The organism is Undibacterium sp. SXout20W (assembly GCF_049340285.1).
Taxonomy (GTDB): Bacteria; Pseudomonadota; Gammaproteobacteria; order Burkholderiales; family Burkholderiaceae_D; genus Undibacterium.
The window spans coordinates 1-20,876 of record NZ_JBMPPH010000046.1 but is presented as its reverse complement, the minus strand read 5'-3'; the positions used below and the strand labels follow the sequence as shown (position 1 = coordinate 20,876).

The window sequence follows — 20,876 nt, the reverse complement described above, 5'->3', positions numbered from 1 at the left end:
ATGGCAAGGAGAAAATTCCATGAAGAACCAGAAAACCACGAACGGTGGCTGGTATCTTATGCCGATTTTATCACCTTATTATTTGCTTTTTTTGTTGTCATGTATGCAATTTCTTCGTTGAATGAAGGCAAATATAGGGTTTTATCTAATTCCTTGACCGGTGCATTTAGTAATACCAAGCCCGTACCACCGAATCAGACCTCCGCTACGTCCGAGGATATTATCAAGCTCGCGCCGCTGCCAATGGTGAAGCAACGTGCCAATGAGGCTTTGCGCAAAGAACGCGCGAAAATGACCGAAGTCGCTAAGGACATTATGGTTGTGCTTGAGCCTCTGGTTCGAGAAGGCAAAGTTCGGGTAACTCAGACTAGTCGCGGCGTTACGATTGAAATTAATGCCAGTTTATTATTTCCAACGGGTGAAGCAAAATTAAGTCCTGATTCTATTCAGGCCTTGGTAGCGATTGCTTCAGTCTTGAAAATTGATAACCATGCTATTCAAGTCGAGGGTTACACGGACAATATTCCAATTAGAAATTCAATCTTTCCTTCAAATTGGGAGTTATCTGCCGTCCGCGCGAGTACGGTAGCGCGGCTATTGACTGAAAATGGCGTTAACGAAAATAGAGTCACGGCAGCGGGGCAGGGCTCGAAACAAGCGGTGGCGTCTAACGATACAGTTGAAGGGCGAGCCAGAAATAGGCGGGTAACGGTGACGATACTGGCTGTTTTGCCTGAACCAGTTATTGACGTTCCTGTCGTGAACGACAGAACGAACGGTGCGATTAATTAATGAATTAATTAACTTATTAACTTATTTGTTATTTGTTATTTGTTATTTTGCTTGTTATTTTATTAATCGCCAATGTGTCGTTTAACTTTAATCACTAAGCTTTATCGAGTTGATCAACAAGAAACCCGCTAAACTATTTGCGGGTCTTATTCATTCAGAGTCTTAATTTGATTGCGCTTAGGCTTTGCTTGCAAGCGGCACATTGAAGAACAGCTTTATCTTGATCCGTCCCTTATCGTGGCACGGAGCCTTTCATAGCGCTTGGCGCGATGGTTGTTTGCCCGGTTGGTCCGTAGAGTGAACCTGCGCTACTCCCTTGTCCGAGAACACTTAATGCCGCTTGATTTTGTGTAATACGGCGATTAATAAGCAAACCGTTAGTCCGATTGTCTTCTTTTGCCTTCTCCGAAATCGCTAGTAACTTATTCCAAAGCTGAGCGCTCATTTCACTATCCTCGGGATAATGAACGAAATAGTCACGCATTCCTTCCGGTTTGCCGTTAAAACCTAGTGCGTTTAGTTGCGTATTTCGTATCTTCTCAAGTTCTGCAATTTTGCGAAGCAACTCCGTTTTTCCAGTAGTTGTTTCATTTAATGCATCAATATCACTAGAGGTAAGAGCGGACTGCTCTTTCTTGAGGAGAGTGGCAAGCTCACTCATTGCATTCACTTCATCCGATAAACATTGTTGAATGGAAATTGTTTGTGCGCTTGCTTGTGACATTTTAACGTTTTCTGGAATTGATTAAATCTTTAACGGATTCAAGCAGCCCATCTGCGACTTTTTCAGAGTTAACCTGAAAACGTCCCTCAGAGATAGCCAGCTTAATTTCTTCTACTTTCTTTGTCGCAAAGACCGAGCTGCTAGCCTGCGTGCTTTGCAACGCCTGTAACTGCGTCGACAACGGCGAAAGCTGTACCGTCGTACTTGGCGGTGCAGGTGGCGCCGCAGCAGGTGCTTCTTGCGCAGTATCTGCGCGCGCTTGTTGCGGACTGGCCAAAGTCGGCGCAGCAACGGTTTTATTTAGTGTGTCATCAATTTTCACAGCGATACCCTCGATAGTGGGAATTATCTACTTCTTCAGTCCAGTTATCGGCTCGGTATTTTTAAACTTTAATTATGCCAGCGAAAAAAACTGCGTTATTTCTATTTAGTTACTAATTTCTATGATTCCGCCCGATTTTGCGACTCCGCTGAGAGTAACACCATTCGCTGTTCGGGCTTTGGCTATTTGGCCTTCAGATGCGTTTGTCATTGCCTGAGCGTCCGTCGCTACCTGAAATCCATTACCAATGCTGATAACCCGCACCGTTTGACCTTGCTGAACAACCGCGGGACTTTTTAATGAATCAACACGAAGTAGCGTGCCAGATGAAACAGAATTTTGAATTGCTTTACCAATCGCCTGGTCAGGATTGCTAATGAAGCCGACTGGAAAGTTTGAGATCTCACCCTTGATTTTACTGAGGTCGTCGATCGCAAGTACTTGCCCTTTCGTGAGAGAGTGCGCTGCCACGTAATATTCCGCAGTGATTTGTACATTTGCGCGCAGATAGACGGTCCAGGCTGTCGGTGCTGTACATCGCACTCCTACGGTGGTTTTACCCCATGCTTTACTGCCCGTTGGTAAGAACGGCATTAAAGCCTGGCAGCTGGCCAGATTTAGCCGGCTATCAAGCGGGCTTACTGAAATTTCGGCATCGCCAGGTTGCGCGGTAGACATTTGTTGCAAAAATTCTGTCGCTACCTGCTTGATTTTGTCCCGGTCTTCGTTGTTGTTAGCGATGTCTACGGCATTTGATTGTCTGGCGAGCAACATCAATCCAATTGCAATAAATACAAATTTAGGGAAATAGTTCATTTTTTGCTTTCCGCATGACAACACATCGATGTCGCTATTTTATGTCGCCATATGTACTTCGAATGTCTAAATAAAGGGGTTTTCCTGCCTTTGCTTGAAGGATTGAATGATCCTGGTATCGCCTAAGATGCAAAGAACGAAGAAGTTTCAAATTTTAATTGGTGGTGGAGGTAAGTTTATGAATAAGCTTGATGATCTCATGCGGTTTCAGCAGACGGCATTGTCGGTGCGCGGGCAGAGGCAACAGCTGCTGGCATCCAATATTGCGAATGCAGATACACCTAACTACAAAGCACGTGACATTGATTTCAATTCGGTGCTCACCAGTAAGTTGCAACTCAACTCCAATCAATCGAGCACGCCGCTGACAAAGACAGCCGGCCAGCACATGGATCCCTCCGGATCGGTCGACGGTATTGCGCCGATGTATCGCACCATGGTGCAGGGGAACGTTGACGGTAATACCGTGGATATGGATGTTGAGAGAAATGCGTTTGCAGATAATGGTGTGCGTTACGAGGCAGGGTTGACGATGATTAATATGCAGATTCGTAACATGCTGGCCGCAATTCAGGGCTAATAAGGATTAATTGGGAGTAATTGCTATGTCGCTATTTAACGTTTTCAATGTTGCTGGTTCGGCCATGAGTGCACAGGCTCAACGCCTTAATGCGGTATCAAGTAACCTCGCAAATGCGGACAGCGTTACAAGTACTAATGGCAGCACATATAAGGCAAAACAGGTAGTTTTTGCCGCTGTACCCATGAATGGAACGGCATCTACGGGTGTAAAAGTTTCTCAGGTTGTCGAAGATCCTAACCCACCAAAACTAATCTATGACCCTTCGCATCCCCTGGCGGACGAGAAGGGTTATGTTGCCTCTCCAAACGTGAATGTGGTTGAGGAAATGGTCAATATGATTTCTGCCTCACGCTCTTATCAGGATAACGTCGAAACTATGAATTCAGCCAAAGCGATGTTGCTGAAGACGCTAACTTTGGGTCAATGATACTCATAAAGGATATTTGAAATGTCTACTATACAAACAAATTCGGTTGACCCGACACTATTGGCAGCGATGAATGGCACTAAGTCCTCCGCGAATACCATCCAGTCGGCGCAAGATCAGTTTATGAAGCTGTTGACGACGCAATTGAAAAATCAGGATCCGCTGAATCCGATGGATAACGCGCAGGTGACAAGTCAGTTGGCGCAATTGTCGACCGTGACGGGTATCAATCAAGTTAATGCTTCTATTAACGCGATGAACGCAAATTTTCAGGCAAGTCAAAGTTTGCAGGCTGCAAATATGATTGGGCATGGGGTGTTTACACCTGGTAGCAATATCTCCCTCACCACAACAACTAACTCAGCCGGTGTGAATTCAACGGCCGGTGCCTTCGGACTAAATTTACCTCAAAACATTAGCGGTGGAACAGTGTCGATTACCAATGCGGCTGGTGCCGTAGTTAAAACGATTAACCTCGGTTCAATGCAGCAAGGCGTGCAGACATTGAGCTGGGACGGTTCCACCGATAGTGGCGGAACCGCGCCAACGGGAACGTACAGCTACGCCGTTAAGGCAGTATCTGGTGCGTCTCCCGTGACGCCGACAAATTTGGAATTTGGAATGGTTTCTAGTGTTTCCGCTAATTCGCAGGGCGTGACTTTGAATCTCGCGAACCTCGGTTCTGTCGCCATGAATAGTGTTGTTCAGATTTTTTAGTCTCGTTTCAACGAATATTGACCGCACGTTTCAACATTTAATAATTTGGTATCGCAGGGAGAATTATCATGAGTTTTCAACAAGGTTTGAGTGGCTTAAGCGCTTCGTCGCAGCAGCTTGATGTGATCGGTAATAACATTGCCAATGCAGGCACAGTTGGCTTTAAGAGTTCTAAAGCTGAATTTGCCGATGTTTATGCAAACTCCCTCAATGGCGCCTCTGCAAGTGCGGTAGGTATTGGTGTGCGCGTTGTCAATATCGCTCAGCAGTTCACGCAAGGTAATATTTCGTCATCGACAAATCCTTTGGATGTGGCGATTAACGGTAACGGCTTTTTCCGTATGACGAATAATGGAGCGGTGACCTATACGCGAAATGGCCAGTTTCAATTAGATAAAAATGGCTTTCTGGTTAATTCGCAAGGCGCGCAACTTACTGGCTATGCGGCCAATAATGTCGGCGTGCTGGCCACTGGTTCGGCAGTCCCCATTAATATTAATACTGCTGATTTGGCGCCGAATCAGACGTCCACCGTCAATGCTGTGATGAATTTTAATTCGACCTTGAATGTGCCTGGTACCGCGCTGCCAGTAACGACGCCACCACTCATTACGCCAACGCAGTTTGATCCGACCAACGCAACGACCTATAACAGTTCAACGTCGACGACGGTCTATGATAGTCTGGGTAATTCACACGTGATTCAGACGTATTACGTTAAAGTTGATCCTACGAAAATACCTGCGTCAACCCCACCGTTGGCAACGCCAGCTTCAGCATGGACAGTTTATGCATCGGTGGATGGCAATATGTTTGATCCTACTGGTAATCTGACGGTAGCGCCTGCATCGCCAGTGCCCATTGGTGTTTTAGGCTTTAATAACCTCGGCCAACAAGTTGGCGTGTATACGACGACCGGCACTTCTGCATCCTATTCTGCGACTAGCCCAAATGCGCTCAAAATGGTTGTGCCCGTATCTGCGCAAGCTGTTACACCAATTAATACTGCACCTCTCGCGATCAAGTTTGACTTTACAAATAGTACCCAATACGGATCACCGTACAGCGTAAGTACGATGAAACAAGATGGTTTTGCATCTGGCAAATTGGCGAGTTTCAATACAGGTAAAGATGGCACGATTGTCGGTAGTTATACCAATGGTCAGACTAAAACCTTGGGGCAGGTGGTTTTGGCCTATTTTACTGATTCGAATGGCTTGCAATCGTTGGGTAATAATCAGTGGGGCGAGACAGCAACTTCAGGTCAATCCCTGGTGGGAGCGCCAACTTCAGGAAATCTGGGGTCACTGACGTCGTCAGCAACTGAAGACTCAAATACGGATCTGACAGGCGATCTGGTCAACATGATCACCGCACAACGAAATTATCAGGCAAATGCACAAACTATTAAAACCGAAGATCAGATTTTGCAAACGCTGGTCAATTTGCGGTAACGGATAAAGTGATTTGAATGATGCTTAGAATGATGCTTAAGAGCTTGGTAAGGAGAGTCTGACATGGATCGTCTGGTCTACACAGCAATGACAGGAGCGAGTCATATTCTTGAGCAACAGGCGACGGCATCGCATAACCTCGCCAATGCAACGACGACAGGCTTTCGGGCACAGCTCGATTCATTTCGCGCTGTGCCGGTGATTGGTGGCGATTTGCCAACCAGAACGTTTGTCGTCGATTCTACGGTTGGTGCTAATTTCACTCCGGGTAGTCTCCAGCTAACAGGAAGCGAGTTAGACGTTGCCATTCAGGGTAAAGGGTGGCTTGTGGTGCAAAAGGCAGACGGTACGGAGGGTTTAACACGGAACGGAAGTCTCAAGCTCGACGAGAATGGTGTCTTGCAAACGCAAAATGGCTTAACGGTCTTAGGCGAGGGTGGTCCGATTACTTTGCCGCCAGGTACGCCGATTACGATCGGTAAGGATGGCACGATTTCAAGCATTCCTAGCGGCTCGGCACCAAAATCAATACAAACTATTGGTCGCCTAAAACTGGTTAACCCGCCAGAGGCAAATTTGGTTCGCGGAGATGATGGCTTGTTTAAGACGAAAGATGGCTCTGCTACCGATCTTGATGAAACAGTTTCCGTAGCAGCGAATATGTTGGAAAGCAGTAATGTCAGCGTCGTTGATTCGATGGTGACCATGATTAATCTGGGACGTCAGTTTGAAATGCAAATGAAATTAATTACTGATGCCGAGAACAACGCTACTAAAGCGACTCAGATCCTCAGTTTGGGTTGACGCTGAGTAAGCAATAATAGTGATATGAAAATTGGCCCTTGCGGCCTGTAGGAGAAAGTAAATGATACGTTCATTATGGATTGCAAAGACAGGGCTTGATGCGCAGCAGACGCAGATGGACGTCATCACAAACAACCTGGCAAACGTGAGCACCACTGGCTTCAAAGGCTCTCGGGCGGTTTTTGAAGATTTGCTGTATCAGACAATCAGACAACCAGGCGCGCAAAGTTCGCAGCAGACGCAATTACCTTCGGGTTTGCAATTGGGTACAGGTGTTCGCCCAGTCGCAACAGAGCGTCTATTTACGCAAGGTAATTTGCAGCAAACTGGTAACTCAAAAGACGTTGCGATCCAAGGCGATGGTTTCTTCTCTGTATTGATGCCTGATGGTACAACGGCCTATACCAGAGATGGCTCGTTTCAGACCGATAATCAAGGGCAATTAGTGACGGCAAGCGGTTATGTAATTCAGCCTGCGATCACGATCCCTGCGGGTGCTCAAACAATCACCGTTGGTGTTGATGGCACTGTCTCCGTGACACAAGCAGGTGCAACCGCTCCCGTACAAGTAGGGTCATTGCAATTATCAACTTTTATTAATAACGCTGGTCTGCAATCCTTGGGCGGTAATCTTTATGCAGAGACGGCTGCTTCTGGTGCGCCGGCAACCAATGCGCCTGGTACGAATGGTGCCGGTAGTTTGCAGCAAAACTATATTGAAACTTCGAACGTCAATGTGGCGGAAGAATTGGTCAACATGATTCAAACTCAACGTGCGTATGAGATGAACAGTAAGGCCATTACGACTTCTGACCAGATGCTGCAGAAGTTGTCTCAAATGTGATTTGGTAAAAAGGTGATGTGATGAAACAACCTGTATTGCTCTTTTGCTTTGTACCGCTGTTGCTGACGGCCTGCGCAGTCACCCCGCCAACAATCGTACATCAACCTCTTACCGTGCCTCCGCAAGCAGCGAAGCCTCAACGAGAGGCCAATGGCGCAATTTTTCAGACTGCTTCATATCGTCCTTTATATGAGGATGTCAAAGCTCGCATGGTCGGCGACGTCATTACCATCAATTTGAGTGAAAAAACGTCTGCTGGAAAAACATCCGCAAGTTCAGGTAGTAAAACTGGCGCTGTGTCATTTGCGACGCCGCAGATATTCGGTATGCCTGCTGCGACTGCATTACAGGGTGGAATAAAGACGACGACAGGCAATAAATTTGGCGAAGCTGGCGCAGAGAGTTCAGGAAATAATTTTTCCGGAACAATCACGGTGACGGTGATTGATGTCATGGCTAACGGTAATTTAGTGGTCAGTGGAGAGAAGCAGCTCGCATTTGACAAGGGCGCAGAATTTGTTCGCTTTTCGGGTGTCGTAAATCCACAAACAATTGCAGCCGGAAATCTCGTTTCTTCGACACAAGTTGCCGATGCGAGACTGGAATATCGATCAACGTCGCACGTTGATAAGGCCGAAGCAAATTCAATGTTGACTAGATTCTTCCTTAGTTTCTTGCCGCTGTAAATTTTTAAGTTTGATGAAAAGCAAAAACCGGGTTCTATAATGAAAATGCCTTGCAAATCACGTATAAACGTCTTCACACGGTTTTGTGTGTTTGCTGTCTGCGCTTTGTTTTTCCAAGTTTGTAGTGCAGAACGAATAAAAGATTTGGCGGGCGTTCAGGGCGTGCGTCAGAATCAGTTGCTCGGTTATGGTTTAGTCGTCGGACTTGATGGAACGGGTGATCAGACCACCCAGACGCCATTTACGGTTCAAAGCATTGTCAGCATGTTGCAGCAAATGGGTGTTGTCTTGCCGACAGGAACTAGTCTGCAGCTTAAGAACGTCGCTGCTGTCATGGTTACAACATCGCTTCCGGCCTTCGCTCAACCGGGACAAACCTTGGATATTACGGTGTCGTCGATGGGTAACGCCAAGAGCTTGCGGGGCGGTACCTTGTTAATGACGCCGTTAAAAGGTGCAGATGGACAGGTGTATGCCATGGCGCAGGGTAACGTGTTAGTAAGTGGTGTTGGTGCATCAGCCAATGGCAGTAAGGCTCAGGTCAATCATCTGGATGTCGGTAGAATTTCAGGTGGTGCCACTGTCGAACGAACAGTCCCGAACTCTCTTGCACAGGGCGGAGAAATTCAACTTGAATTAAATACGTCAGACTTTTCGACGGCTAGTCGGGTAGTGGAAGCGATTAATCGTCGTTTTGGCACCGATACTGCCGCGGCTATTGATGGTCGTGCGATTCAAGTCAAGGCGCCGGCTAGTCCTGATCAGCGCGTCGCATTTTTGGGCATGTTGGAAAATATCGATGTTACCCCTGCGCAGACGGTCGCCAAGGTGATCCTTAATGGTCGTACCGGATCGATCGTGATGAATCAAGCTGTAACACTTGATGCTTGCGCAGTCGCCCACGGAAATCTGTCCGTTGTTATCAACACCGACAACTCGGTGAGCCAGCCAAATGCTTTAGCTGGTGGTCAAACTGCGCCAGTCGCTAATTCTACGATCACGATTGCCAAGGACGCGGGACAATTGCAGTTGCTAAAAGCGGGCACGTCTCTTGCTGATGTGGTAAAAGCACTCAATTCAATTGGCGCAACGCCGCAAGATCTGCTCGCCATATTGCAGGCAATGAAAGCATCAGGTGCGCTTCGTGCCGAGCTTGAAATTATTTAAGGAACGATGATGATTCCAATCAACGATCCTTCAGATAAGAGCCTTGCGATAGATAGCCGGAGTTTGGGTAATCTGAAAGCGTCGGCGAAGGATAATTCACCTGAATCTATTAAAGCCGCTGCAAAGCAATTTGAAGCATTATTTATGAACATGATGCTTAAATCGATGCGCCAGGCTGGCGGTCAAAATGGCCCTTTCGATAATGAGCAGACTCGTACCTTTACATCGATGTTAGATCAGCAATTGACACAAAATATGTCTAGCCGGGGAATCGGTCTTGCGGACGCTTTGGTTAAGCAACTGACAAACAATGCGATGAGTCAGGCTTTGGGGAATAGTGAAGAGTCGCCAGCTGTGGCTAGCGCTTTACGTGGCATCAATTCTTATAAGGATAATCTGAAGCTTGAACAACCATCGGTTTCCGCCGTAAAGAGTGACAGCTCAACGCCGAATCATGTCAGAGAATTCCAGGAAAAATTAGAGGCTCATGCTGAAGAAGCAAGTAGAGCGACAGGCATACCTGCCAAATTTATGCTAGGGCAAGCAGCGCTTGAAACTGGTTGGGGGAAAAAGCAGATCAAAGCGATCGATGGCTCCGAGAGTCATAACGTTTTTGGGATGAAAGCAACCAGCGGTTGGAAAGGTAAAACTGTGAATGCTGTGACAACGGAATATGTCAATGGCGTTGCCCAAAGAAAAGTTGAAACTTTCAAGGCATACGATTCATATGCAGATGCATTTAAGGATTATGCTAATTTACTCACTAAAAATCCTCGTTATGGCAACGTCATCGCAAATTCAAAGGATGCGTCCAGCTTCGCTTATGGCATGCAAAAAGCGGGTTACGCTACCGATCCACAATATGCCAATAAATTAAGCAAAATTATCAAGCAAAATCTCTCTGCTTAGTACTTTTGTAAGATTAGTTACTCAAATTAAAGTTTTCTGGCTTTATACCGAAAACCTATTAGATCGCCGGTTTTCGGTATGTCGTTAAGTTGACAAACATATAGGTTCATCATGGGTGCAAATATTCTCAATCTTGGGCAGTCTGCTTTGGCCGCAGCTCAATTAGGTATCAGTACGACTGGTCAAAACATCGCCAATGCATCCACGCCGGGCTACAGTCGTGAGGTATTGATACAAAGTGCCTCGTCCTCCCAACAAATTGGTGGCGTATATATTGGACAAGGCGTAAGTGTCAATCAGATTCAGCGTCAATATGATCAGTATATTGCAGTGCAAGTTAATACTGCGACAACATCGAAGGGGCAAGCGGATTCATATCTGTCGCAAATTACTGGCCTAAATAATATCATTGCAGATCCAACTGCTGGCTTGTCACCAACTTTACAGACATTTTTTACCTCGATACAGAATCTTGCCGCAAGTCCTAATGGCACCGCTGGTGCCGCTGCGAGACAGGCGACCATTTCGTCCGCGCAGTCATTGGTTGGGCGCATTAATAGTCTTCAAAATCAGGTTAGCCAAATAAGCACCGACGTCAACGGTCAAATTGCATCGACCGTGACAACACTCAATAGTTACGCCGCGCAATTAGCAACATTAAATGACTCTATTGGCAAAGCACAAAGCACGACTAATGGAGGGCAGCCAAATGATTTGCTCGACCAGCGCGATCTATTGATAACTAAATTAAGTCAATTGACCTCGGTCAATGTTGTACAGGAAGGTTCTCAATACAATGTATTTATTGGCAATGGTCAGCCGCTCGTGTTGGGAACGCAACAAAATCCGTTGCAAGTAATACAATCGCCGACTGATCCAACACGTAATGAAGTGGCATATTTGGCAAAAGGTAAGGTTGTTCAAATTGCAGAAAATGGTTTGCCGGGTGGGGCATTAGGAGGTTTGCTGGATTTTCGGGCTAATATGCTGACTGCAACCCAAAATTCGATTGGTCGGGTTGCGGTGACAATTGCCACTGCTGTCAATCAACAGCAAGGGTTAGGGCAGGATCTGAATGGTGCCATCGGTGCCAAATTGTTCACTATTAACCCAGTGGTTAGCTCGTCTAGCACAAATAATACTGGTACTTCGCAGATCAATGCATCAATAACGAATCCATCTGCTTTGACCACCAGTGATTACAGTTTGCAGTATGCAGCGGGTACATATACCGTAACGCGTCTGACCGATGGCTCCACACAAACCTCCGCCGGATTGCCCATTAATTTTGACGGCGTGAAATTCGATTTGGCACCGCCACCTGCAGGTGCTGTGCCTGGAAATGGTGATCAATTTCTAATTCGTCCAACGGCATCAGCCGCTGCAACCTTGACAGTGGCAATCACGGATCCTAATAAACTGGCTGTCGCTACCCCGTTTTCAACGAGTGCTCCTTCTACTAACACAGGAAAAGGTACGATTACTTCAGGCGTGATTAATTCGCCGGTTGGATCGGGGAGCAATTCAGTGAATGGAATGATCGGTGCAGTTGCAACGGATGCATCGTTTAATCCCGCAACGTTTGGGGCAGGTGTGAATCTTACCTTTGCGTCGCCAGGCAATACGCTTAGCGGATTTCCAGCGGGTGCGACAGTTTCAGTTAATGTTGGCGGCGTGACGACAAATTATCCCAGTGTTGCACCCGCATCATCGACGATTCCTTATGCAAGCGGTGCGACCATTAGCTTCAATGGGGTAAGTTTCTCAATTAAGGATAACGGCACTCCACCTGCAAATAATGACACGTTTAGTTTAAAACCAACAATTCCTGTCAGTGCAGCTAAACTTACATTCAATTCCCCAGCGAATACGTTAACTGGCTTTCCTGCTACAGCGAATGTCACTGTAACGAGCGGTGCGTCGTCGACAACTTATCCCGCTGGAACCGCAGTGCCGTTTTTGAGTGGTGCTTCGTATAGTTATAGCGGGGTGACGTTTTCGATGTCGGGGACGCCGACAAACGGCGATGTATTTAATATCGGACCAAACACAAATGGTACTGGTGATAATCGAAATGCACTTCTCATGCAAACGATCCAGACTCAAAATATTATGGCTGGTGGAACCACAACTATCCAAGGTGCTTATGCTCAGTTCGTAAGCCTGGTTGGGAATAAGACGAACGAAGTACAGGCAACAAGCACTTCCGAAGCATCCATGTTAAAAAATGCTACTAATGCTCAGCAAGCGGTGTCTGGTGTTAATCTGGATGAGGAGGCGTCTAATTTATTGAAATACCAACAAAGCTATCAAGCCGCCGGAAAGTTAATGCAGATCGCCAGTCAATTGTTTTCGACCTTATTAACAATTGGTCAATAGGAATTATCATGCGCATCAGTACAAATATGATTTATCAGAATAGCGGCTCGCAAATCGCTGATTTGCAGTCGTCTTTAAATCAGACGATGGAACAGATTTCTGCGGGAAGAAAAATTTTGACCCCGGCAGATGATCCGATTGGCTCTGCGCGTGCACTTGTGATTACGCAAGCGGCTGCAATCAACGACCAATATGCGGTCAATCGGCAGGATTTGCAGGACAATTTAGGTATTACGTCAGGCGTTTTAAGTAATGTGACTAATTTACTGCAAAGTACAAAGTCCACCATCATTAGTGCCGGAAATGGCGCGCTTGCCGATAGTGATCGCCTGGCGATTGCAACGACCTTAAAAGCAAATTTAGCCTCTTTAGTTAGTCTTGCGAATTCGACGGATGGTACAGGAAATTACCTTTTTGCAGGATTTTCAACGACAACGATGCCGTATTCCCAAACAGCCTCGGGAGCAACCTATAACGGTGATCAAGGACAGCGCTACCTTCAAGTGAATACTGCTCGACAATTGCCGTTGAGTACGCCCGGAGATCAAGTTTTTGGAAATATTCGTACTTCCGCCAATCAGTTTAATGTTCAGCCTGATCCTTCCAATGCTGGGACAGCCACAGCAACGGCGACCATTGATCCTGCAACAGCGGCAAACTTGACTGGAAATAATTACACGGTAACTTTTGATAATACGGGAGCGAATTTTAGTGTCGTTAACACGACCACTGGTGCCGCAGTTGCGCTTACTAATGCCGCTACTGGTGCTGCAATAACGCAACCTGTGCCTTACGTGAGTGGGCAAGGTGTTAAATTTGATGGGATGAATGTAGTTATCACGGGTGGTCCTCCGTCCACTACGCCGGCACCTGGTGATAAATACACAATTCAGCCCGGCAACCAAAACATTTTTGAGACATTAACCGATGCGATCAATGCGTTAAGTGCTCCCACAGGAAACTCCGCAGCGAGAAAAAGCTTAACCGCAGCGCTTACTCAAGCTAATAATAATGTTGACGCATCATTAAGTAATGTACTTACCGTTTCGGCGCAGATTGGATCGAGTCTTCAGGAAGTCGATAGTTTGAACAACGTAGGTGCATCTACAAAAATAGCGTATGCTCAGTCACTGTCATCAATCCAGGATCTTGACTATGCCAAGGCAATCACCTCATTGAATCAGCAGCAGACGACTTTGCAGGCGGCGCAACAATCGTTCGTCAAGATTTCTGCGCTTTCGCTATTTAGTTACATTAATTGATTGCAAAATTAAATGTCTGTCGTGCTTCTGGCGCGACAGACATTTGTCCTTAAATTCGCTCCATCTCTTCTGAATCCAGTCCGATGACGTGGGTTTGCAGTATCCCGCGCTCATCATGCCATTCGCGAATGACGCATGGGTAGCCGTCTTCGTCTAAGTCAACAACCTTAAAAAACTGACCAATCATCGATTCGATCAGTATTCTTTCGTCTTCCGGAAAACTCTTAATAAATTTGGGACTCAGCGTAATAATTCGCACAATGTCGCCAACGGCAACAGGTTGATTTTTGCAATCAAGGATGGGGGAGGTTGACATAGGATAATAGCTAAATTTAGATTGACTCCCATTGTACTTGCATTTTAGTGCGAGAAGAAAATGTGAGATGTCGTAAAATAAAAAAAGGCTTACACCGGCATTGTGTGTAAGCCTTTTTGTTTAGTAGGACGACAGCGCTGTTTTTAGGTTTTTTTCAGGTTTTTCTCTCGAGCAACCCAGTACAGTAGTATTGATATCAACGCATATGGGATGAAAGATAAAGCATCCGCATTGATACCTTCATAAAATGGATTATGCGCTGTAGACCAATCGCCGATTGCCTTATCAAAATCTGTCAAAATCCCAGCGCTAAACGCAATAACAATCCCGGCTAATGCGCCACCTGCAATGTAGCCAGAAGAGAGTAATACGCCAGAGCTACGATCGCCAGCTGCTTGCATTTCTTCTTCATTTAGATTTTTGTATTGATCTAGCTTGTTGTTTCTGCGATCGACTAACCAACGAATCATACCGCCGACAAATAACGGTGCCGATGATGAGAGTGGGAGATACACGCCCACCGCAAATGCCAAGGAGGGAATGCCAGCCATCTCCAGGACGACCGCAATCATGACGCCAAAGAGCACCAACGTCCAAGGTAACTGACGGTCCAAAATACCTTTGATGATGTACGACATGAGCACCGCTTTTGGTGCGTCATACTTGGTAACAGAAGTGCCATCAGGACGTTGCTTATAGGCGCCGTTGATGCCTGGATCAACGAGGTAAGCCACCTTGCCAGCGTCATTTACCAGGTATTTCCCTGCAGGTGCACCGATAGTGTCAGTTTTGTGCCAGACATGATAAGTCGCTTTATCTTGATCAGCTTGCGGTCCCTGAAGTTGTGCTGTTTCAGTCAACTTGGATACATCGGTGACTAATGCTGGCGCCACCTGTGCCGCTGGTACATAGACCGTACCTGCATCATTTAATTTCAACAAAATTGGGCCAAGAATTAACGCGGATGAAAAAGCGCCGGCCAAAATGGCATATTGTTGTAATTTTGGGGTGGAGCCTACCAGGAAGCCTGTCTTTAAGTCTTGTGAGGTTGTACCTGCATTACTACAAGAAATACAGACAATAGCGCCAACTGACAGTGCGGTCACATAGTATTTACCGCCAGTCCAGCCCATCAATAAAAAGATCAGACAGGTGAATAATAGTGTCGCAACTGTCATACCTGAGATCGGATTGGAGGAGGAGCCAATTTCACCGGTCAGGCGGGAAGAAACGGTAGCAAACAAAAAACCAAACACCAGAATTAACAATGCACCCAACAAATTCATATGTAATGGCGCTGCAAACGTAATGATGGCAATAATCGCTAACGCACCAATCACGACCCACTTCATAGGAATATCTTCATCGGTGCGCAAAATGGCACCGCTGGCGATCGCATTAGCACCCTTGTTTAAGCCAGCCAACCCAGCAGTCATACTGCGCCAGATCGTTGGCATCGCACGCAATAAACTCACCAGCCCACCGGTCGCGACTGCACCTGCACCAATATAGAGGATGTAAGCGCTGCGAATATCGTGTGGGCTCATGTTTTTGATCAGCATCGTGCCGGGAGAAACCGGGACACTCAATGCATCGCCAAAAAATTTGATCATTGGGATCAGCAGTAAATACGACATAACACCACCTGCCGCCATGACTGACGCAATGCGCGGTCCGATGATATAGCCGACGCCTAACAATTCTGGCGATACTTCTGCGCCTATTGAGCCGCTGGAAAGGGGGGCACCAAAAACAACCTCCGGCGTATCTTTCCAGCCTTTGAAGGCAACGTTCGCGATTTTATACAACAAACCTAAGCCAAAACCACTGAAAATGATACGCGCACGCCGGTTGGCGTCGTCTTGTGCGTGTGGATCACTGCTTTCACCCGCCGCCACTCTTGAACTCTCAGTAGCCGCCGCTTTTAATACTTCAGCACAGGCAGTGCCTTCGGGATATTTGAGGTCGCCGTGGTTTTCAACGATCATTGTGCGACGCATCGGTATCATTAGCAGAATCCCCAACAATCCACCTAGACACCCGACCAGCATCACCCGGGAAATCTCCAGATCGAACCCCAGAATCATAATGGCCGGCATTGTCACACCAAGACCGAAGGCGAGTGACTCGCCGGCAGAACCTGCGGTTTGTGTGATGCTGTTTTCTAAAATGGTGGAGTCTTTTGCGCCGAATTTGTTAAATAAACGAAATAAGGTAATCGCAATGACAGATACTGGAATCGATGCGCTGACAGTTAAGCCAACTTTGAGCACCAAATAGAGCGATGAGGCGCCAAAAATCATTCCTAATATGACACCCAGTATGAGCGCACGTGGCGTCATTTCAGCCAAATGGGCCGACGCAGGAATATACGGCTTAAATGTTGACGGTGACATTTCTTTTGCCATGTGTGTACCTTGAATTGTTCATAAAAGAGATCAGCAAGCGAAATTGCCGAACTCGGTTTCAATTCGTCGCCCGGGTCTCCTGGGCGGCGATATAAATATATTACAGATCGCGCATTATCTCGCTTTTGGCTGTCATATTGCAATCTGGAATTCAGGGCTGTGGCTTTTCTTCATGTTCGTGAAGCTGGGGGAGTCTTTTGATGGAACGGATAATTGGGTTTCTCCATGCAATGGCGGCCAATAATAGTGCCAAAATTCCTGCCGCCCCGAGTGAATATCTGAGACCTGCATATTCACCTATCCAGCCCCCAATCAGTGCTCCTGGACCCGCTGGGATAAGGATCAGCCAGCGCATCGTGCTGGTCATGCGACCAAGCATTGGCTCCGGCGTGACTGCTTGGCGCAGCGCCAGAAAGTTAATGAAGATCAGTACGCCGCCGACAGAAAAACACATTAGCATCAAAGCAAAGGCGGCGATTCCCCAATGATTTGCTGGCGCTAGCGCTAACAAACTCCAACCAATGCCGCAGACGGCGAGGCCAGTAACCAAGCAGGGGCCGGGGCCTAATTTACGGCTGATTCGATAACCATAAATGCTCGCGATGATTGTCCCAGCTCCCATTCCCATATAACTCAAACCGACCGCCTGTTCCGAAAGGCCTAGTACCCGAGTTGCAAATAAGATCTGCACGACCAGCGCCGCGTTGTAACAAAGTTGCCAAGATCCAACAGTGAGTGCCAATGCGATCAATAAGGGTTTTTTAAAAACGAAATGGACGCCTTCTTTCAAGTCTCGCCAAAAATGGGAATCTTTTCTTACTGGGCGCAGTTCTGTGATATTGATGCCGCGCAGAATCATTGCAGAGCTCAATAAAAGTACTGCATCCGCAATCAAAGCAAATGGCGCTCCGAGTAATTTGATGAGTGCCCCCGCTGCCGCAGGGCCAGAAATTTCGGCACCCGATGTCGCCAAAGCATTTTTTGCATGTGCTTCGACCAGGCGCTCACGCGGCACAATTTGTGTCAATACAATCTGTGCAGCCGTTCCTGCACTTGTATTGACGATCCCAATGACAAAGGCAACGAGATATAGCCAAAGCATGCTGACCTGGTCACACCAAAATGCGACTGGTACACTGGCAACTGCAATTGCGATAATGGTTTCGCCGGCAATATAGACGGGTAACTTACGTACTCGATCTAACCAAACCCCTGATGGCAGGGAAAACAAAACAAAAGGTAAAGTTTCTATGAAGGTGAGTATGCCCATCTGACTTGCTGTCGCTTTTAGCATGACTGCAGCCGTGAGCGGTAAGGCGAGCATCGTGATTTGTGCGCCAAACGAGCTGATTAGGATAGATGTCCATAAACGGCGATAGGTTTGATCGCGTAATAAATCGTTGGCGGGTAGTCGTAAGCGTTTTATGATGAGATTTCTTAGCATACTAAATCTGAGTTTGGTCTGGTACGGCGTTATTTATTGACTAATTCGCCAATTAATTCTCAGCCGAATTTGAAAAGTAATTTGAAAACTAATTTGAAAACTAACTTATAGGCTAACTCGCTGAGTCTGAATAATATGAGGCTGCGCCAGCATGTTGCTATGAACGTATCGTCAACAACGATTACAATGTAGCAGCTAAAAGCCGCGAATGTTAAGAGATATCTTTGGGAGTTTGTTGATGATATGTAGTGTAAAAGTATTGTAAAACAGATAAATCTACAAAGAGTGGCTTTATGTTTTATTTTTATCAGACGCCTCTTGAAGTTGACGCAATGAATTGAAGTTAGTTCCAAAAAAATAAAAATATGTTTGATAAACCTATAGTAATGATCGATTTTGAAACCTCCGGTATGAGTCCTGAGCAGGGAGGGCGTGTGACTGAGGTTGCTGCAATGCGAATCGTTGGTGATGAAATTACGGATCGTTTCGTGTCCTTGATTAATTGCAATGTGCGCATTCCGTATTTCATTACTGAACTCACCGGGATTACGCAAAATATGGTTGATACAGCACCCCCTGTGTCGGAAGTGATGCCTGCGTTGTTGGATTTTATTGGGGATTCAACATTGGCAGCGCATAATGCCAGTTTTGATGAGAAGTTTTTGAAAACCGAGAGTGACAGGCAGGGCTTGAGGCCTGCCCATGATGGCCTGATTTGTTCGGTAAAACTGGCGCGTCGAATTTTCCCTGGTCTGGCAAGCTATTCCTTGGGAAAGTTGGCAAAATCACTCGATATCAAATTTCAAGGATCAGCGCATCGTGCGGAAGCTGATGCTGAAGTAAGTGCACAAGTATTGCTGCATGCTAGTGAATTGATACGTCGCCGTCATGTTGTGCAGGCACTTGACCCGCAGCTTTTCATCGCGATTAATAAACTCAGCGCAGCAAAAGTACCGGGATTTTTACGAGATACTTATCCCTCAGAAACAGCGCAGAACGAAGTAAGAAAAAAGTGAGTACCATGCAAAAATACAGACATTACAAAGGCGGAATTTACGAATTGGTTTGTGAGGCAATACAAGAATCTGATTTGACGCCTGTGATCGTTTATCGTTCCTATAATGGTTCGGTTTGGACACGTCCCAAAGACGTGTTTTTCGAAAACGTTGTCGTCGACGGCATTAACGTACCTAGATTTACGCCAATTGATTAGATTTTAGCTAAACTTGATGATCAGATTTATATAAAAATTAGACAGGAGATAGAGATGGCGACGGCGTTAAAAGTCAATGGAAAAGCAGTGACGTGTCAATCTGATGTGGACACACCTTTGCTATGGGTGTTGCGTGATGAGTTGGGTTTAACCGGAACAAAATTTGGCTGCGGCGCAGCCTTATGCGGCGCATGTACGGTTCATGTCGATGGCGTACCGGTGAGGTCTTGTCAGACGCCGATTGCTGGTGTCGCCGATAAGAATGTATCGACGGTGGAGTCGCTGTCGTCGGGCGAAGGACAGATATTGCAAAAAGCCTGGGTCACACATGATGTGCCCCAATGCGGTTATTGCCAATCCGGACAATTAATGAGCGCTGCCGCTTTGCTTGCCAACAATAAGCATCCTAGTGACACTGACATCGACAATGCCATGAGCGGAAATTTGTGTCGTTGCGGGACGTATTCTCGAATTAAAGCCGCCATCAAAACCGCAGCGGCGGAAATGCGTCAGTCTTCTTGATCCTACATTGCCTTGCTAAGTTCGGCTAGATGCTAGCTATTTGACTAATGATGTAGCCCTTTAGGCATGCGTACTTAAAACGTTCGTCCAATTCAGTCGCTTAAAGAGACGTAATATTTAATTTATGTCGCAATCCTCTCGCTTGTTTGCTGATCAGGCTTATTTATCGACGCAATATCGCGTAAAATCGCACCAATATTAATTGGGCAGGAGATTTGCATGAGTATTAAATCGGATAAATGGATACGTCGCATGGCGGCATCAACTGGCATGATAGAGCCATTTGAGCCAGGACAAGTCCGTGAGCGTGATGGGCAACGTATTGTTAGTTTTGGAACGTCGTCGTACGGTTACGATATTCGCTGTGCGGATGAGTTCAAAATCTTTACTAACATCAACAGCACGATCGTTGATCCTAAAAATTTCGATGAAAAATCCTTCGTTGATTTTAAAGGGGACGTTTGCATTATTCCACCAAACTCATTTGCTCTCGCTCGGACAATGGAATATTTCCGTATTCCTCGTAATGTCCTGACGATTTGCTTGGGTAAATCAACTTACGCTCGCTGCGGCATTATTGTTAATGTGACACCTTTTGAGCCTGAGTGGGAAGGTTATGTCACTTTAGAGTTTTCTAATACAACGCCGTTACCAGCAAAAATTTATGCGGGTGAGGGGTGTGCGCAAGTATTGTTCTTTGAGAGCGATGAGGTTTGCGAAACGTCCTACAAAGACCGTGGTGGCAAATACCAGGGGCAACATGGCGTAACATTGCCAAAAACATAATATTACTGTTGTGTGGGCTGTTGCCTTCTTTCCTTGAATGGTCAGAGGCTTTCCGGCGGTAAGAATCGTAAAAAACGAGCATCAAATAAGTCGCTTGAAGCAACTATTTGATGCTCGTTTTTTTTTGTGATTAAAAATAATAAATTTATTATTTTATTATTTTATTATTTTATTATTTCGCGAGTTCAACTATGAAGTGCAACTGAAGATAAATGGTTAAAGGTGGGAAGATGCAGTAGCATCCGGCCTTCCAGACCTCCAAGTCAAAGTTGCCCGAAATGACATACACACATCTTACCCA

Annotated in this window: 22 protein-coding genes; 16 read left to right on the top strand and 6 right to left on the bottom strand. The window is 46.2% G+C overall.

From position 1 onward, the window contains the following. Window positions 1-792 carry a flagellar motor protein MotD gene (gene motD / locus ACO0K1_RS17220; RefSeq protein ID WP_423027946.1) on the top strand — a complete coding sequence of 264 codons (792 nt, stop codon included), beginning with the start codon at window positions 1-3 and terminating at the stop codon, window positions 790-792. A gap of 232 nt (window positions 793-1,024) precedes the next feature. Here the strand turns inward: motD and ACO0K1_RS17215 are convergent, their stop codons facing one another. From ACO0K1_RS17215 to flgA, 3 genes are all read right to left on the bottom strand, one after another. Next, a complete protein-coding gene (locus tag ACO0K1_RS17215; RefSeq protein ID WP_423027944.1) occupies window positions 1,025-1,516 on the bottom strand; it encodes a flagella synthesis protein FlgN in 492 nt (163 codons plus the stop codon). A gap of 1 nt (window position 1,517) precedes the next feature. Continuing rightward, the gene (gene flgM, locus ACO0K1_RS17210; RefSeq protein WP_423027942.1) at window positions 1,518-1,838 is read right to left on the bottom strand and encodes a flagellar biosynthesis anti-sigma factor FlgM; all 321 of its coding nucleotides are present in this window, start codon (window positions 1,836-1,838) and stop codon (window positions 1,518-1,520) included. Window positions 1,839-1,943: 105 nt separating this feature from the next. After that, a complete protein-coding gene (gene flgA / locus ACO0K1_RS17205; RefSeq protein WP_423027940.1) occupies window positions 1,944-2,654 on the bottom strand; it encodes a flagellar basal body P-ring formation chaperone FlgA in 711 nt (236 codons plus the stop codon). Between the two features lie 178 nt (window positions 2,655-2,832). Between flgA and flgB the strand changes: the two genes are divergently transcribed. From flgB to flgL, 11 genes are all read left to right on the top strand, one after another. Continuing rightward, window positions 2,833-3,234 carry a flagellar basal body rod protein FlgB gene (gene flgB / locus ACO0K1_RS17200; RefSeq protein ID WP_423027938.1) on the top strand — a complete coding sequence of 134 codons (402 nt, stop codon included), beginning with the start codon at window positions 2,833-2,835 and terminating at the stop codon, window positions 3,232-3,234. A 25-nt stretch (window positions 3,235-3,259) separates the two neighbouring features. After that, window positions 3,260-3,664 carry a flagellar basal body rod protein FlgC gene (gene flgC / locus ACO0K1_RS17195; protein ID WP_423027936.1) on the top strand — a complete coding sequence of 135 codons (405 nt, stop codon included), beginning with the start codon at window positions 3,260-3,262 and terminating at the stop codon, window positions 3,662-3,664. Between the two features lie 21 nt (window positions 3,665-3,685). Continuing rightward, complete coding sequence (locus ACO0K1_RS17190; RefSeq protein WP_423027934.1) at window positions 3,686-4,381, top strand: flagellar hook assembly protein FlgD; 696 nt, start codon at window positions 3,686-3,688, stop codon at window positions 4,379-4,381. 68 nt (window positions 4,382-4,449) lie between these two features. Beyond that, window positions 4,450-5,835, top strand: coding sequence for a flagellar hook protein FlgE (gene flgE / locus ACO0K1_RS17185; protein ID WP_423027932.1), 1,386 nt, complete (start codon window positions 4,450-4,452; stop codon window positions 5,833-5,835). A 63-nt stretch (window positions 5,836-5,898) separates the two neighbouring features. Further along, complete coding sequence (gene flgF / locus ACO0K1_RS17180) at window positions 5,899-6,639, top strand: flagellar basal-body rod protein FlgF (RefSeq protein WP_423027930.1); 741 nt, start codon at window positions 5,899-5,901, stop codon at window positions 6,637-6,639. Between the two features lie 61 nt (window positions 6,640-6,700). Continuing rightward, window positions 6,701-7,483, top strand: a complete 783-nt coding sequence (flgG, locus tag ACO0K1_RS17175) for a flagellar basal-body rod protein FlgG (RefSeq protein ID WP_423027928.1) — start codon at window positions 6,701-6,703, stop codon at window positions 7,481-7,483. A gap of 20 nt (window positions 7,484-7,503) precedes the next feature. Next, window positions 7,504-8,169 (top strand): flagellar basal body L-ring protein FlgH, encoded by a 666-nt coding sequence (locus ACO0K1_RS17170; protein WP_423027926.1) that lies wholly within the window; start codon window positions 7,504-7,506, stop codon window positions 8,167-8,169. A gap of 45 nt (window positions 8,170-8,214) precedes the next feature. After that, a complete protein-coding gene (locus tag ACO0K1_RS17165) occupies window positions 8,215-9,336 on the top strand; it encodes a flagellar basal body P-ring protein FlgI (protein ID WP_423027962.1) in 1,122 nt (373 codons plus the stop codon). A 6-nt stretch (window positions 9,337-9,342) separates the two neighbouring features. Continuing rightward, window positions 9,343-10,245 (top strand): flagellar assembly peptidoglycan hydrolase FlgJ, encoded by a 903-nt coding sequence (gene flgJ / locus ACO0K1_RS17160; protein ID WP_423027924.1) that lies wholly within the window; start codon window positions 9,343-9,345, stop codon window positions 10,243-10,245. A 111-nt stretch (window positions 10,246-10,356) separates the two neighbouring features. Then, entirely contained in the window at window positions 10,357-12,624 is a 2,268-nt protein-coding gene (gene flgK, locus ACO0K1_RS17155; RefSeq protein ID WP_423027922.1) for a flagellar hook-associated protein FlgK, read from the top strand. Between the two features lie 8 nt (window positions 12,625-12,632). Beyond that, entirely contained in the window at window positions 12,633-13,886 is a 1,254-nt protein-coding gene (flgL, locus tag ACO0K1_RS17150; protein WP_423027920.1) for a flagellar hook-associated protein FlgL, read from the top strand. A gap of 49 nt (window positions 13,887-13,935) precedes the next feature. On the opposite strand, the gene ACO0K1_RS17145 is transcribed toward flgL, so the two are convergent. The 3 genes from ACO0K1_RS17145 to ACO0K1_RS17135 all read right to left on the bottom strand — a co-directional run bounded on the left by ACO0K1_RS17145 (window position 13,936) and on the right by ACO0K1_RS17135 (window position 18,054). Next, window positions 13,936-14,202, bottom strand: coding sequence for a hypothetical protein (locus ACO0K1_RS17145; protein ID WP_423027918.1), 267 nt, complete (start codon window positions 14,200-14,202; stop codon window positions 13,936-13,938). Window positions 14,203-14,345: 143 nt separating this feature from the next. Beyond that, window positions 14,346-16,610, bottom strand: a complete 2,265-nt coding sequence (locus tag ACO0K1_RS17140; RefSeq protein WP_423027916.1) for an OPT family oligopeptide transporter — start codon at window positions 16,608-16,610, stop codon at window positions 14,346-14,348. 151 nt (window positions 16,611-16,761) lie between these two features. After that, a complete protein-coding gene (locus ACO0K1_RS17135; protein WP_423027914.1) occupies window positions 16,762-18,054 on the bottom strand; it encodes an MFS transporter in 1,293 nt (430 codons plus the stop codon). A gap of 365 nt (window positions 18,055-18,419) precedes the next feature. On the opposite strand from ACO0K1_RS17135, the gene ACO0K1_RS17130 reads away from it, so the two are divergent. The 4 genes from ACO0K1_RS17130 to dcd all read left to right on the top strand — a co-directional run bounded on the left by ACO0K1_RS17130 (window position 18,420) and on the right by dcd (window position 20,575). Beyond that, window positions 18,420-19,070 carry a PolC-type DNA polymerase III gene (locus ACO0K1_RS17130; RefSeq protein ID WP_423027912.1) on the top strand — a complete coding sequence of 217 codons (651 nt, stop codon included), beginning with the start codon at window positions 18,420-18,422 and terminating at the stop codon, window positions 19,068-19,070. 5 nt (window positions 19,071-19,075) lie between these two features. Further along, complete coding sequence (locus tag ACO0K1_RS17125) at window positions 19,076-19,267, top strand: DUF1653 domain-containing protein (RefSeq protein WP_423027910.1); 192 nt, start codon at window positions 19,076-19,078, stop codon at window positions 19,265-19,267. A gap of 54 nt (window positions 19,268-19,321) precedes the next feature. Continuing rightward, complete coding sequence (locus ACO0K1_RS17120; RefSeq protein WP_423027908.1) at window positions 19,322-19,789, top strand: (2Fe-2S)-binding protein; 468 nt, start codon at window positions 19,322-19,324, stop codon at window positions 19,787-19,789. A 219-nt stretch (window positions 19,790-20,008) separates the two neighbouring features. Then, window positions 20,009-20,575 carry a dCTP deaminase gene (gene dcd / locus ACO0K1_RS17115; RefSeq protein ID WP_423027906.1) on the top strand — a complete coding sequence of 189 codons (567 nt, stop codon included), beginning with the start codon at window positions 20,009-20,011 and terminating at the stop codon, window positions 20,573-20,575. Window positions 20,576-20,876: the final 301 nt, after the last annotated feature.

Coding starts and splice junctions, on each gene's coding strand:
- ACO0K1_RS17120 (WP_423027908.1), top strand. CDS start 19,322: ATGGCGACGGCGTTAAAAGTCAATGGAAAAGCAGTGACGTGTCAATCT.
- flgK (WP_423027922.1), top strand. CDS start 10,357: ATGGGTGCAAATATTCTCAATCTTGGGCAGTCTGCTTTGGCCGCAGCT.
- dcd (WP_423027906.1), top strand. CDS start 20,009: ATGAGTATTAAATCGGATAAATGGATACGTCGCATGGCGGCATCAACT.
- flgF (WP_423027930.1), top strand. CDS start 5,899: ATGGATCGTCTGGTCTACACAGCAATGACAGGAGCGAGTCATATTCTT.
- ACO0K1_RS17135 (WP_423027914.1), bottom strand. CDS start 18,054: ATGCTAAGAAATCTCATCATAAAACGCTTACGACTACCCGCCAACGAT.
- ACO0K1_RS17170 (WP_423027926.1), top strand. CDS start 7,504: ATGAAACAACCTGTATTGCTCTTTTGCTTTGTACCGCTGTTGCTGACG.
- flgB (WP_423027938.1), top strand. CDS start 2,833: ATGAATAAGCTTGATGATCTCATGCGGTTTCAGCAGACGGCATTGTCG.
- flgG (WP_423027928.1), top strand. CDS start 6,701: ATGATACGTTCATTATGGATTGCAAAGACAGGGCTTGATGCGCAGCAG.
- ACO0K1_RS17190 (WP_423027934.1), top strand. CDS start 3,686: ATGTCTACTATACAAACAAATTCGGTTGACCCGACACTATTGGCAGCG.
- motD (WP_423027946.1), top strand. CDS start 1: ATGGCAAGGAGAAAATTCCATGAAGAACCAGAAAACCACGAACGGTGG.
- flgL (WP_423027920.1), top strand. CDS start 12,633: ATGCGCATCAGTACAAATATGATTTATCAGAATAGCGGCTCGCAAATC.
- flgJ (WP_423027924.1), top strand. CDS start 9,343: ATGATGATTCCAATCAACGATCCTTCAGATAAGAGCCTTGCGATAGAT.
- ACO0K1_RS17165 (WP_423027962.1), top strand. CDS start 8,215: ATGCCTTGCAAATCACGTATAAACGTCTTCACACGGTTTTGTGTGTTT.
- flgE (WP_423027932.1), top strand. CDS start 4,450: ATGAGTTTTCAACAAGGTTTGAGTGGCTTAAGCGCTTCGTCGCAGCAG.
- flgA (WP_423027940.1), bottom strand. CDS start 2,654: ATGAACTATTTCCCTAAATTTGTATTTATTGCAATTGGATTGATGTTG.
- ACO0K1_RS17145 (WP_423027918.1), bottom strand. CDS start 14,202: ATGTCAACCTCCCCCATCCTTGATTGCAAAAATCAACCTGTTGCCGTT.
- ACO0K1_RS17125 (WP_423027910.1), top strand. CDS start 19,076: ATGCAAAAATACAGACATTACAAAGGCGGAATTTACGAATTGGTTTGT.
- ACO0K1_RS17215 (WP_423027944.1), bottom strand. CDS start 1,516: ATGTCACAAGCAAGCGCACAAACAATTTCCATTCAACAATGTTTATCG.
- ACO0K1_RS17130 (WP_423027912.1), top strand. CDS start 18,420: ATGTTTGATAAACCTATAGTAATGATCGATTTTGAAACCTCCGGTATG.
- flgC (WP_423027936.1), top strand. CDS start 3,260: ATGTCGCTATTTAACGTTTTCAATGTTGCTGGTTCGGCCATGAGTGCA.
- ACO0K1_RS17140 (WP_423027916.1), bottom strand. CDS start 16,610: ATGGCAAAAGAAATGTCACCGTCAACATTTAAGCCGTATATTCCTGCG.